The organism is Olleya sp. 1-3 (assembly GCF_002836085.1).
Taxonomy (GTDB): Bacteria; Bacteroidota; Bacteroidia; order Flavobacteriales; family Flavobacteriaceae; genus Olleya; species Olleya namhaensis.
In genome coordinates, this window is record NZ_PJBW01000006.1 from 108379 (window position 1) to 121886 (window position 13508).

Sequence of the window (13508 nt, forward strand, 5' to 3'; positions counted from 1 at the left end):
ATGAACATTAACGACTACATAAACTCAGGTATACTAGAACTATACGTTGCAGGTCAGCTTTCTGAAACAGAGAGTAAAGAAGTGTATGACCTAATGTTAAAACACCCTGAAGTATTAAAAGAAGTTTTAGAGATTGAGGCAGCCATAGTAAAACTAACAGCAAGCGTCTCCCCTAAAAAAGATATCTCGTTTAATACTATTAAAGGGCGATTAAATAATAATAATAGTACTTCTGGTAAAGTTATTAGCTTAAATAGATCTAAAACTAAATGGATAAATTATTCAGGTTGGGCAGCTGCTGTAGTATTAGCAGGTGGATTAATTTGGACTATTAATATGAAATCTACTTTAGAAAATCAAATACAAACGGTTACGACGGAAAAAGACTTTTTAGAAATCCAGATGGAAACTTCTAAAACAGATTTAGCCGAAACTAAAAACTTACTAAATATAATTAGAGACAAAAGTATTATTAACATCCCTCTAGAAGGTCAAGCAGCAGCTCCAGGAGCTTATGCTAACGTATATTGGGATAAAAAAGATGATACAGTCTATTTAGATTTAAAAGGTTTACCGGAACCACCTGAAGGTAAAGAGTACCAAGTATGGTCGTTAACATTAAACCCGTTAACACCTACTAGTTTAGGTACAATAAACGACTTTATACAGGATGACAACAAGATTTTTAAGCTTAAAAACGCTAATAAATCTCAAGCCTTTGGTATAACGTTAGAGCCTACTGGCGGAAGTCCGACACCAACAATGGAACAACTATACACATTAGGAGTATTAGCGTCATTATAACAAATCCTAATTTTAAATAGTAATAAAATAGACACCACATTGGGTGTCTTTTTTATTGGAGTACATTCAACTTATAAAAACACTACCAAAGGATTAGAAACAAGAAAGTGTTTGATAATTTAAATTATCAAACACTTTCAAAACAAACTAACAAAAACCAACCTTACTTTTTCATAGAATCAAACATTATATTTGTTAGTTGTGCAATTAATTATTTCCCTAAATTGATTGCACTATACTTACGTGAATTTTATGAGTAAGGTTTTATTGTTTTTAAAACGAATAACTTAATGTCGTTTTAAAATAAAATGGTGTTCCTGGTGTAAAATGTATTTCTTCTACAGCCTGGGCTTCATTTTGTAATCTTGACTCCGTTAAAAACTGAGTTTCCTTCCAATCAGTATCAAAAACATTTTCAATACTTACGCCTAATTTCCATTGGGTATTAAAAGCATAGTTCAGGTTTAAATCGGTTACAAAATAACCTTCGGCTTGAACCGAATTATCCTCGTTTGCAGGTCTGTCATCCACATACCTGTAATTTATTCCTCCTGAAAAATTATTAATATCCTTAAAAGACATCCCTCCTACTAAAGTAAAATCTGGAGCTAATGGTATATAATCGTTACCATCCGTTTCTTCTAAACTTCTTGCTTTTGTTAACGTTGCATCTGTATTAAAAAATATGTTGTCTGACAACTGATATCTTATCCCTAAGTCCAATCCATAACGCTCAGATTTTCCGCTAGGCTCAATAATTCCGGCATCACCAACGTACACAAATTCTTCTTCAGAAAATAAATACCATAATGCCGTATTTAAAACAACTTTACTTGATGGTTTCCAAATGTTACCAAAATCGACGCCATATGCTTTTGGTAAAGCATTATCTATATTTTGATTTAAAACCACTCTAGAGTCGTTTGAGTGAAATCCAATTCCTGATTTTAAAAACCATTGTAAATTATTATTCTGATTATATTGAATACTTAATTTTGGTAATACAGCAACTTCACTTTGTGTCAGATTACTATACGTATCACTTAATTGGTCTTGGTACTGAAACTTGATATACTCCAAACGTACCGCAGGTGTAATTTTTACTTTTCCTAAATCAATTTCGGCATTAAAAAACCCATATAAATTACGCTGATTAACATCTCCTAATTGTATATTTTCTAAAGTTGTTTTTCTATTTAAAGTATGTGACAATTCGATATCATTGACATCATCATATCGTAAACCAACTCCTGAAGTATAACTAACATCAAACGTATTATAATCTATGTTTTTTTTGAACTGTGTATTAAATCCAAAAATATTTCGGTTTTCCTTTTGCTTAATTTGATCTCCATTTATTGGGTCGTCCAAGAAAAAGGTGAAATTTGAATACAACTGAAACTTATAATTAGAATAAAACGTATTGGTTTGCATTTCAACATCATTATCTAAAATAGTACTATGCTGAATATTAAAATTTGTACGACTAGTTTCTCCTCCTTCCGTATCATCTACCGCTCCAAAATTAGAAAGCGTTCCGTTATCTACTAAACGCTGCGGAATTTGCCCTGATGCATCCCATTGACTGGTAAAATGACTTAACGTTAACGCGACTTTAGAATTAGAGTTTATAAAGGCATTATACTTACCAATAAGGTTTAATCTATCAAAATTTTGTGGTGACTTAAAAGGACCGTCCGTTTCAATATATTCTACAGCAACATAGGCATTTTGAGAATTGTTTTTATCCAAAAGATTAAACATACCTAAAGTTCTAAGTGAATTAAACTGACCCGCAGAAAAACTAATTAAATTATCATCTAACTTGTCTTTGGTCTTAAAATCTACAAATCCAGCAGTATTAAAATCGCCATGATTAGCATAATAAGGTCCTTTTCCAAAACTAATTGTATTAATTGTTTCTGGTATTAAAAAGTGTAAATCACTATACCCTTGACCATGTGCATGAGACACCATATTTACAGGCATACCGTCTACAGATAGACCAACATCAGTACCATGGTCTACGTCAAAACCTCTTAAAAACAGTTGCTCAGCTTTACCTCCACCAGCGTGTTGACCAATAATTAAACCAGGTACTTTTCTTAAAATTTCTTGAGACGAATTTATCGGACTCGTCGCCAAATCAATCTTAACCATGCTATTAATAACATTAACCGGCTCTGTTAAAACCAACTCGTCTAATAAAAAAGCTTTCGTTTCCAAATTAATAATTAATGACGAATTTAAAAGCCCTTTTGTTAACAAGATGTTTTGCTTTTGATACCCTAGTAACCCAATAAATAAACTGTCTCCAACTTTAGTTTCATTAATTACAAACTGTCCTAATTGGTTAGTGTGCGCATGTTGTTTTGAGTTTTGATTATATACATAAGCATTCTCTAAAGGTTGATTATCACTTAGAACAATCCCCTTAATGGTCTGAGCTTTAGCGGAAAAAATAAAACCTCCTAAAACTATTAAAAGAAGTGTGTTTTTCATGGGCGCAAATATTATAAATTATTGACATTTTTAAAAGTTAAAGGTCCCAATTCATACCCAGTGTCTAACAAATCTTCTTTTAATATTGCTACTTCTTTTAGCTTACCATTAGCCTTATAAATTTTTGCTAAATGGTACTGCACTTCTGGTTCAAATGTTTTGCCCGCAACGTATTGTTCTGCTATTTTTAAAGCTTCGGTAGGATTATCATTATTAAAATAACTCCATGCTAATAAATCATAAGATAGCGGTGTTGGTCTATTTTCTACTTCTATTTTAGCCAAGGCAATTGCTTTTTCGCTTTTACTTTCTGCTAATATTTTTGAAGAATACACATTATACATATCGCCATAATCACGATCTTCAATTGCTAAAAAATAAGACTTTAAATAATTGTTTTTAATTAACTCTTTATTCTGAAATTCTGCAATTTCAGCCTTAAACAACAAATAATCTGGTGCATTATGTAATTGTGTAATGGCATCCAAAATACGATTAGCTTCTGTTGGATTTTTTTCATGAGAATAAACAATCCAAGCAATTCCTTTTTTAGCATAAGCATCGTTTGGGTTTAGAGCTAATGCTTTTAAATAATGATTATAAGATTGTTGTATTTGTCCATCGTGTCCATAAAAATCGGCAAGATTAGTATAAGACCATTCTTTTAAATTATCTAGTTTAGAAGACTCTGCTTTAGCTGTTGCTTTTTCTAAATATTTTATTGCCGAATCTAAATCGCCATTATGATCACTCCATTTAGACAATCTAATTAAATAACCAAAATTGTTTAAATCCTTAACCGTTTCTAGATAGTTTTTAGCTAGATCATAGTTCCCTAATTCCATATGCACATCAAAAAGCATTTTTTGAGTACCATCAAGGTTTTGACCATTTTCTTCTGCTTTATTTAGTAGTACTAAAGCTGATTTAAATTTATGTTGAGAAATATAATTACGAGCCAAAGCCCTTAAGTATCCGGCAGTTTTATATTGTGTTTTTTCGTTTAAAGTTACTAATGCATGTTCAGCATTTTTAAGATGACTGATAGATCCTGTAGATTTAAATAACCTAGATTCTGCACCTGCTATTTGAGATAAATAAGAAATTTGGTTTGGTGCTATCTCCAGCTTATTGGACCAAAAATCATATTCTGAAGTTGCATTGACCGTTTCAGTATTTGTTTTTAAAGATAAAAACTGGTTATAATCTTCTGGATTAGTAATGTTTTTAGTGTTTTCTGAACAACTAGTTGCTGTGATTATAACAAGTAGTAGCATGTATAGTTTTGTGTTCATAATGTTTTGTTGTTTGTTGTTTGCTGTTTTGGGAAATGGAAATAATAAAAACCTAGAGTATGTTAAAAGTACTCTAGGTTAAAATTTGGTCTACCAAGGAGACGCTAAATAAGGGAAAGATGTTAAAAATGCTTTATCATTTGCATCTACATTATCATTAGATAGTGTAGGGTTTTCGGTAAAATCTTCTCCACCAAAAATCAATAATAACTCTACAGTAATAACATCATCAGCCAAAGTACGCCCTGTTAAAACATTTGTACCGTCATAAAAAGTAGTTGTTCCGTCTAAAGACACATTAAGCACATCTGTAGCTAACAATCCTGTAAAAGTAGCAGCATCTTGTCCTAAAGCATTAGCGTCTCCTGCATTTGCAAAAGCTGGACTTAATGCTGTTAAGTTAGTTTCAAACATGGCTTGAAAAGCACCACTTTGAGCAGTTGGTACTGTTGTGTTAAACATATCTTTAGATCCTGAAGACACAAATACTGTATTTACAGCCGGTCTACCCATTTGGTCTTGTTGTGTATAAGTACCCGCAAAATCTGGTCCTGTTGGTGTAACTATTCCTGTTGCATCATCATCGTCTGAACAGTTAAACGTTACCAATGTTACTAGAAGTACGGTAAATATATTTTTGAAATTTTTCATAATTTGTAAGTTTTAAAAAGTTTGTTATTATTTAGACTTAGATTCTACCCAAGTATTTATTGTTCCAGATCCACCAATCATTGCTTTTGGTACTTCAATTACTATAGACATTACATTACTACCAGCAAAAGTGTCTGTTCCAGGATTGTTAAATGCTGTAGCAGTACCACCAATAATTGCAGAATATTGGTTAAAATCAAAGAAAAAAGGATCATCTCTTGGTCCTGCAAAAGCAGTAATACCATTACTTGACTCAGTCATTGCAGTTTCACCATAAGCAGTAATATCTACTACAGTTTGCGTTGCATTAGTCAAAATTGTACTACTTAATCCTGTTGTACCTGGAGCCACTGGTCCAAAAAAGTACATTTTACCATCTCTTGGTATAGCTTGGATTACTAAATCTTCAACATTGTCTCCTGTATTGTCAATGTTAAACTCGATCATGACGTTTTCGTCAAAACTAGCACTAGCTGATGCGGTAGGACTTAATAACCCTTGCACGTTTGCTACAAATACTAAATTGTTTGTGTCTTCACCCTGAAAAGCGTAAAAGTCTGTAATGTCACTTGTACCACCTTGTACTGCTGGAGCATCAATGTGATCTGCTGATAAGAAGAAGAAACTTGCTGCTGCAAATACACCTACTCCTAAAATAAATTTGAAATTTTTCATAATGTTTTTGAGATTTTTGTTAATTTATATTTTTGGTTCTCGAAGACACTTACGTAACTTTTACAATAGCGGTTTTATAAAAGTTTAGTTTTTTTGAAAAAATGTGAAAAATAATTTTAAAAAAGTATCTTTGACCTTATAATTACAAACAACAATGAACCCATCTGCTTCAGGCTGGATTAAAAAATTAATTAAAGAGCTAAAACCCGAAAAACTCTTTAAAGACAATGACTTAGAAGTGTATTACAGACATTTTAGAGACTGTGGTTTTATATACGGAAGCAACGTAACGATTGTAAATAACTGGATTAAAAATGATGATTTTGAAGCAGACGAAATTTGTAAAATAAATTTAGTAATTGCTTTACTTATTGCCTACACTAACCATAATACTAGTCAAGATTTTTATACAGAAGTTGTTAATTTTTACAACACTATTAATAAAAAAAGAGTCTCTTTTTTACAATCTATAATAGCGTCTAAAGACGTAAAAGATCAAACCGAGAACATTATTAATAAGCGTATACAAATAGACGACAACCTTATTGATAAAAGTTTTAACTATTTTATAACCAACGCCTTACTTTTTGTAGATGTTTTAGCGTTTAGACAGTATTTAAAAACAGGCGCAATAAGTGAAGACTATATACAGCGCTACGAAGCTATAATAGAAAGTATTGTTTTGAATACTTTAAATAGTAAAAAAGAAAAATCTGAATACGATAAAAGTTTAATTAATCTGTTTGAGCAATCATTACGCTACCAGCGTGATACTGTGTTATTATATAACGAAGCTATTAAAAATGTGGATAGCAATTTATTTTCGCGCTATTGCTTAGACCTAGCAGCTATGGCTACTTGGACGGATGCAACATTGGATAACGAAGAAGTTGTATTTTTAAATACTTTAGGCGAAAACCTTAATCTAACACAACATCAGACAGACGAAGCTTCAAAAACCATTGAAGAATTTTATAAAACGTACAGACAAAAAGTACCGTTATTAGGCTCTAAAAATATTGTGAAAACATTTTACGATAACTCTACTAACATGGTATTTAAACTGATTAAACGTAACAGTAAACGCTTAACAAAGGAGTTATTAGAAAGTAAAGAACTGGTTATTTTATTATCAAAATCGACTGTTAGAGATTTAAGTAAAGAAGAACAAAGAAAAGTTCAGGAACAGTTACTTGACATCTTTAAATCGGTACCAAGTTTGGCTATATTTTTACTACCCGGTGGTGCTTTACTATTACCATTAGTAGTTAAATTTATACCTAAATTATTACCAAGTGCTTTTGATGACAACAGAATTGAAGACGAAGAAGAGTAAACATTACTCTAACCACTCTTTAAAATCCTTTACACGCTCTCTAGCCACAATAACCTCATCTTCATTATAATTGTTAAGCTTTATTTGTAAACGCGAGTTAGTGTAGCTTATAATGTCTTTAATAGCATTTATATTAATAAAGAATTTACGATTGATTCTAAAAAAGGTATCTGGTTCCAATTCATTTTCCAAAGCCTCTAATGTGGTGTCTAATAAATAATTTCGCCCTTCCGTAGTATATAGATAAGTCCCTTTGTTTTCGCTGTAAAAGCACTCTACATCATCAATATTTACTAATTTTAAATGTTGCCCTACTTTAACCGAAAAGCGTTTTTTATAAACCCGATCAATTGGATTAATCAATAACTTTTTAATATCCTCAAAATCTAAGGCAATATTAGTTTTCTGCGGAAGCCTAGTTTTGTATTTAGCAACAGCTGTTTCCAAATCTTCATCATCGATAGGTTTTAATAAATAATCGATACTATTTAGTTTAAAAGCTTGCAAAGCATATTCGTCATAAGCGGTTGTAAATATAATAGCCGATTTAACCTCAACCTGATCAAAAATCTCAAAAGACAAACCATCACTAAGCTGAATGTCTAAAAAGATAACATCTGGATGTGGGTTATTATTAAACCATTGGATAGATTCTTCTACCGAATGCAACATTGTTTCCGCAGTAATATCAATTGCTTCTAACATCCGTTTTAAACGTCTTGCAGATGGTTTTTCATCTTCTATAATTATGACTTTCATTAGTACTATAATTTGGTTGGTTTGTTATATTATTTTACTCTATTATTCTAGATAGGTTTCGATAAAAAAATTAAGACTAATAGGCTATCGCTAGTTCTAATTAATTTTCAACTTATCCCTCACAACTTTAGCCTTTTGCCTTTTGCCTTTTGCCTTTTAAACTTCTTCTAATCGCCTACTCCCAACGTCTATTGTCCTTTTCTTTATTCATGTATCTTTCAATTTTACGCTGTTCCCAGTCTTTTCCAAAGAGGTAATCCGTACCAAAAACGCCTAAAAAATGAAACCCAACGCCTATTCCCCAAAATAAAGGAGTAGACCAGACAGCAAAACTCCAAAACGGTTCTCCTGACTTAGAATAAATCATTACAATTAAAAAAACATTAACGACAATATAGATTGCAAAGTGCCAATAAAAACCGACAATTTTATCCACTTTTTTCTTAGCTCTTAAATACGCTTCTTCTTTTTCAAATCTAGACTGCTGATTGTCTTCCAGATATGTATCAATGTCATTTTTCATAATGCGCTAATTTAATTATAACGTTGTTGATTATCCTCTTCCATAAACTTTCTAATCTTCTTGTCTTCCCATGATTTACCAAGCATACCATCATTTACAAACACTTTATAAGCGTGAAAAGATAAGCCTACCGCCCAACCAAACATTGGAAAGAAAAACCATTTATAGTCCCAACTTGTTTTATAATTAATAAAAATTAAAAACGGAATAACAATACAGTACGATATCAGGTTATAGTAAAACTCTTTTAATTCTTCTACATGTTTACGGGCTCTAACGTAAGAGTCGTCTAACTGTTTTTGTGGTATTTGTTTCATTATCGAAATTTCTTTACTAAGCATTGGTATTGACACTAAAAAACTAGTGCTATTCTGATTAATACTGACACGCTTATTAGTTAATAATTGGTAGCGTTGTTTGATATTTTCTAAGCCAACACCACTACTCTTTTTTACAATTTGTTTAGGTTGCAGATTGTTTTCTACAACTAGATTTTGTTCGGTTTCATAAATCTTAATATGTAACGGTTTGCCACTAGTAACAATATTATGCTTTACAGCATTTTCTAATAACAACTGTAACGCTAATGGCACCACTTTACTTTCTGGGTCTAAAGCCTGTTCTGGAATATCAAAGATGATGCTGTCTTCAAATCTCATTTTAAGTAAAGACATATATGTTTTTGCGAATTTTAACTCTTCATCTACTGTAACTAATTCTTTATTTTTCTGTTCTAAAACATAACGATAAACTTTAGATAAACTAGTCGTAAATTTTTGTGCGCTTTCTGGATTTTCTTCAATTAAACTAGTTAATACATTTAAGCTATTAAATAAAAAATGAGGATCCAATTGGTTTTTTAAAGCATCAAATTTTGCGCTTGCCGTACCAGCAATAACTTTTTGTTCTTTTAATTTATTTTTCTGAAATCTGTTATAAAAATAAACCACATGAAACACAGATACTATGGTCAACGTTATCCATAGCCCAAAGGAGTAACCACTCCATGACTCGTTAGCAATAAAAAATTTAAACGAGTTACCTACGTAAACAATAGATGTAAAAGCTCTTAATAAAAACAAGCCTAAAAGTGTAATTACCGTAGAACCAACAATACCTAGAAGGATTCTTTTAATATACGCTCCAGGTTTCCAATTGATACGTTCCATAAAACCAAAAAACGTCATATTAGAAAACCCTAAAACAAAAGCATATAACTGATAGAATATAAAATCCTCTATAAATTGCCCAACCGAATCGTAGCTAAATCCATTAGACATGTATTGTCCAACAACAAAAACTAAGCACCCAATTACAAAGGTTAAAACAATATTTTTTAAAATTTTATTCATAGTTATTACTTTTAAAACACGCACTATAGCTATTATTTACAAGCTTTAGTTAATTGTTCTGCACGCTCTTGTCCCCAATTTGGATCAAATGCTGTTTCTGGTTTAAAGTTAGCAAAAAGTTGCAGAGATTTTTCTATTTGCTCACAAAATGGCTTAGTATCTTTCCCAAAATACTTTGCGGTCCCCATATCCCATTCTGCTTTACTTAACATAACTCTAGGATTATCAGGCGCTAATTGTGCTGCTTGGCTATATAAAGCATTTATTTTACCAGATAATGTCATCCCATAAGTTGCACCATCACTAACTACATAAACCATGTGCAGCATAGCTTGTAAAACCAATATTTCGGGATTATCTTTAGACTTGGCAGTCGCATTATCCACAAAACCTTGTGCTTTTTTTAACTGAGCATCTAAAACATCTTTCTCTTTTAATTTAGAAAATCCGTCCAAGATTAATACTTGCGCAGCATAATATGAAGGCAACCAATTATCGGTTTCTGCAGTTGCAATGCGCTCAAATAAATTAGAAGCTTCTGTTATTTGACCTTGTTCCCAAAGCTCAAAAGCTTTGTTCATTCCTGATTTATACGTGGTTTGTGCTTGTAACATTGACGTTATAAAAAACACAATAGTAAAAGTTAATTTATACATGATTATAGAGTTATTAATTACACTACAAAGATGCTGAACAAACCGGCTTATTAAAAAAAAGCATGACCCAACTGTTATTTTTTTAGGCTGAATTGTAAACGCTTTAAATTTACGTAGTTCTACGTATTTTATTTATTTTATTTATTTAATCATAGTTGTAGATTTATGTCATTAAATAAAGTTTAACAGATTACGGAAAACCGTAATCTTTTTTGGTGAAAAAGGCTTTGCTTTGAATTATCATTAAGAGCTACAAACCTTGATAAAATAAATTTATGAAATTAGAAAATATATTGGATAGAATGGGTTCTATTGAAAAGAACTCATTTATTAAAATAATTGATACAATCATATCAAAAAACCCTAAAAACATAAAAGAGATTAATAAAATCTTAAGTTCAAGTGATAAAGGATTAAAATCTGTTGACAACCAAAATATCTCTAAAATCTTCGCACTTACAGAAACTGAATTTCAAGAACATATTAAATGTGAATTTCAGGAAATCACATCTCAATTAGACATTTTAATTGATATAATTATCCGTGATGGTAATTGCATAATGAAACAAGATTGGTTTTCGAGATTATATGAAAGTGAAATAAAACAATTAAAAACAAGAATTAAAGGAATTAATTCCGCATTTGAAGATGACAAATCAGAATTAAGTGCATTACGTAAAAGAGATTACAAAATTTATAAATCTTGTTTACACACTGCTTTCAATAATGATATTTCAAATAATAGAGAAGCTAAAGTATCGTCCGATGAATTATCTATAATACTAACTTTATCAAAACAACTTGGTCTTTCTCAGGAAGAAGTAAAATTAATCAACTATTCTATCCTTCCAATACAAAAACTTGATATTCAAGAAGTAATAAAAGGATTAAAAAACATTGGAGTAATCTTCTTTTCTAATAAAGAAAACACAATTTACGTTGCTGATGAAATGGTTCGAATGTTACGTTTCATTAGAGAAAAAGAAGTCGGAGAAAAATTTTATAGAAGAACATTAAAACTACTCAGAGAACCTATTGTTAATCAAATTTGTAGAGAGCATAATATAGACAGAAAACTAAATTATTCTCAAAAAATTGAAGAAATAATAAAAGAAGGTGTGTCATTTTCTAGTCTTCTTTTAGAGGGGATTTATAAGCCTGGAATTACACTAACCGAAAAGAAAAAAACACTTAATGAATTGTGTGAAAAAGGTCTCAACATAAATACTTTAAAAGGGAGTACGTTAGACGAAAAAATAAATAGTTTGATTGAATACTTTGAAACTGTAGAACGCGATGAGAAAGTTGGAATATCCTTAGATGGTTTTGATAAGTTACTTACAGAGTTAAATCAATCATTACCAAAATTAAATAAACAAATCAAAGATCAGTTTGAACTGCAAGATGACTATGTTTTAAAAGCTGACTTCTTGCTAGATTACAACATTAAGCCTAGAGATATTTTAGATCTAATCACTAAAGAAAATCTAACAATTTTTATTAAAGACAATGGTGTTAAACAAAGAGGAGACGATATACTAAATATCTTAGAACACTATAAAGACGTTGAAAATTTATATTTAGAGAACTATGAAAATGTAGCTTATAGAAATCTTAATTTATTAAAAGAAAATGGAATAACCATAAAGGAAAGTGAATTAGGAATTAAGTTTGAAGAATTAACAAAAACTATTTTCACTAGTTTAGGATTTAATATTGATGAAGCTTTTAAAAACAGCTTAAACACTAAAAAGGATATGATTGATATTCTTTTAAATTTAGGTAATGAAGAAATAATTATTGTAGAGTGCAAAACTAGTAAAGAAAGAGGTTACAATAAATTTAGTGCAGTTTCTAGACAGCTTAAATCTTATCAAAACCTTGCCCTTAAAAATCAATTACGTATTGTAAAAATATTATTAGTAGCTCCTGAATTTAGTGATGATTTTGTATCAGATTGTGAAATGGACACTGAAATGAACCTATCATTAATAACTGCTTCCACACTATCTAATATTTTCGATTTTTTCAAAACTTCAAAACATAAAGAATTCCCACATGTTTTATTTAGAGATATTGTAATTAACGAAGAACGTATTTTAAAAGCATTGAGTAAATAATTTAAATTATATACTTTAACTTTACGCAAAACCTAAATCATGTCATCAACATTCGCTGCAATAGATTTTGAAACTGCAAAAAGCCATCATATTTGTTCGGTAGGAATTGTGACGTTTAAAGACGGGGTTATTGTGGACGAGTTTCATGCGTTGATACAACCACCAAACAACGATTATAATTTTCACAACATACAAGTCCATGGAATTACTGAGGATGACACACGATTTGCACCAAATTTTAAAGCGGTATACCCTGAAATAAAAAAACGGATTTCGGGAATCACAACCGTTGCGCACAATGAGTCTTTTGACCGTACTGTTTTACAAAAAACGATGACAGATTATAACATTCCACATTCTGATTTGATTATGGAACATCGTTGGGAGTGTACATTAAAACTATATCGTAATAAAGGCTACAAACCAGCTAAATTAGACGCGTGTTGTAAAGTGCATAATATTGCACTAAAACATCACGACGCGTTATCTGATGCTAGAGCATGCGGTAAGTTGTTTTTAATTGCTCAATTTGAGTCTTTACCTTTGTTTTAACGGTTCTCGATACACTTCTCCTACGTCGAAGTACTGGAACTAACGTTGCGTATTTACTCGCACTTAAACAGAAACCTTATCACATTATACGCAAGCATCGTCACTTCGAGTGGTTTGTGAGGCACGAGCAAATTGTATCGAGAAGTTATTCAAACAGTAACGGTTCTCGATACACTTCTCCTACGTCGAAGTACTGGAACTAACGTTGCGTATTTACTCGCACTTAAACAGAAACCTTATCACATTATACGCACGTATCGTCACTTCGAGTGGTTTGTGAGGT

At 31.2% G+C, this 13508-nt stretch carries 10 protein-coding genes and 2 pseudogenes; 4 read left to right on the forward strand and 8 right to left on the reverse strand.

What is annotated here, in order from left to right:
* Positions 1 to 804, forward strand: a complete 804-nt coding sequence (locus tag CXF54_RS08250) for an anti-sigma factor domain-containing protein (RefSeq protein WP_101203185.1) — start codon at positions 1 to 3, stop codon at positions 802 to 804.
* 273 nt (positions 805 to 1077) lie between these two features.
* Here CXF54_RS08250 and CXF54_RS08255 read toward each other — a convergent pair whose 3' ends face one another.
* From CXF54_RS08255 to CXF54_RS15935, 4 genes and pseudogenes are all read right to left on the reverse strand, one after another.
* Positions 1078 to 3306, reverse strand: a complete 2229-nt coding sequence (locus CXF54_RS08255) for a TonB-dependent receptor (RefSeq protein ID WP_101203186.1) — start codon at positions 3304 to 3306, stop codon at positions 1078 to 1080.
* 11 nt (positions 3307 to 3317) lie between these two features.
* Positions 3318 to 4601 (reverse strand): tetratricopeptide repeat protein, encoded by a 1284-nt coding sequence (locus tag CXF54_RS08260; RefSeq protein WP_101203187.1) that lies wholly within the window; start codon positions 4599 to 4601, stop codon positions 3318 to 3320.
* A 90-nt stretch (positions 4602 to 4691) separates the two neighbouring features.
* Positions 4692 to 5621, reverse strand: a pseudogene (locus CXF54_RS15930) (DUF4331 family protein).
* A 33-nt stretch (positions 5622 to 5654) separates the two neighbouring features.
* Positions 5655 to 5927: pseudogene (locus tag CXF54_RS15935) on the reverse strand (DUF4331 family protein); the annotation flags it as partial.
* Positions 5928 to 6081: 154 nt separating this feature from the next.
* Here CXF54_RS15935 and CXF54_RS08275 point away from each other — a divergent pair.
* On the forward strand, positions 6082 to 7263 hold the full coding sequence (locus tag CXF54_RS08275) for an LETM1-related biofilm-associated protein (RefSeq protein WP_101203189.1): 1182 nt from the start codon (positions 6082 to 6084) through the stop codon (positions 7261 to 7263).
* Between the two features lie 3 nt (positions 7264 to 7266).
* Here the strand turns inward: CXF54_RS08275 and CXF54_RS08280 are convergent, their stop codons facing one another.
* From CXF54_RS08280 to CXF54_RS08295, 4 genes are all read right to left on the reverse strand, one after another.
* Complete coding sequence (locus CXF54_RS08280; protein ID WP_090839744.1) at positions 7267 to 8022, reverse strand: LytR/AlgR family response regulator transcription factor; 756 nt, start codon at positions 8020 to 8022, stop codon at positions 7267 to 7269.
* 175 nt (positions 8023 to 8197) lie between these two features.
* A complete protein-coding gene (locus CXF54_RS08285; protein ID WP_101203190.1) occupies positions 8198 to 8545 on the reverse strand; it encodes a 2TM domain-containing protein in 348 nt (115 codons plus the stop codon).
* Between the two features lie 11 nt (positions 8546 to 8556).
* Entirely contained in the window at positions 8557 to 9897 is a 1341-nt protein-coding gene (locus CXF54_RS08290; protein ID WP_101203191.1) for a 2TM domain-containing protein, read from the reverse strand.
* 32 nt (positions 9898 to 9929) lie between these two features.
* Positions 9930 to 10553, reverse strand: coding sequence for a hypothetical protein (locus CXF54_RS08295; RefSeq protein ID WP_101203192.1), 624 nt, complete (start codon positions 10551 to 10553; stop codon positions 9930 to 9932).
* Between the two features lie 275 nt (positions 10554 to 10828).
* Here CXF54_RS08295 and CXF54_RS08300 point away from each other — a divergent pair, with 275 nt between their 5' ends.
* Together CXF54_RS08300 and CXF54_RS08305 are read left to right on the forward strand one after the other, a co-directional pair.
* Positions 10829 to 12673 (forward strand): hypothetical protein, encoded by a 1845-nt coding sequence (locus CXF54_RS08300; protein ID WP_101203193.1) that lies wholly within the window; start codon positions 10829 to 10831, stop codon positions 12671 to 12673.
* Between the two features lie 39 nt (positions 12674 to 12712).
* The gene (locus CXF54_RS08305) at positions 12713 to 13225 is read left to right on the forward strand and encodes a 3'-5' exonuclease (RefSeq protein WP_090839755.1); all 513 of its coding nucleotides are present in this window, start codon (positions 12713 to 12715) and stop codon (positions 13223 to 13225) included.
* Positions 13226 to 13508: the final 283 nt, after the last annotated feature.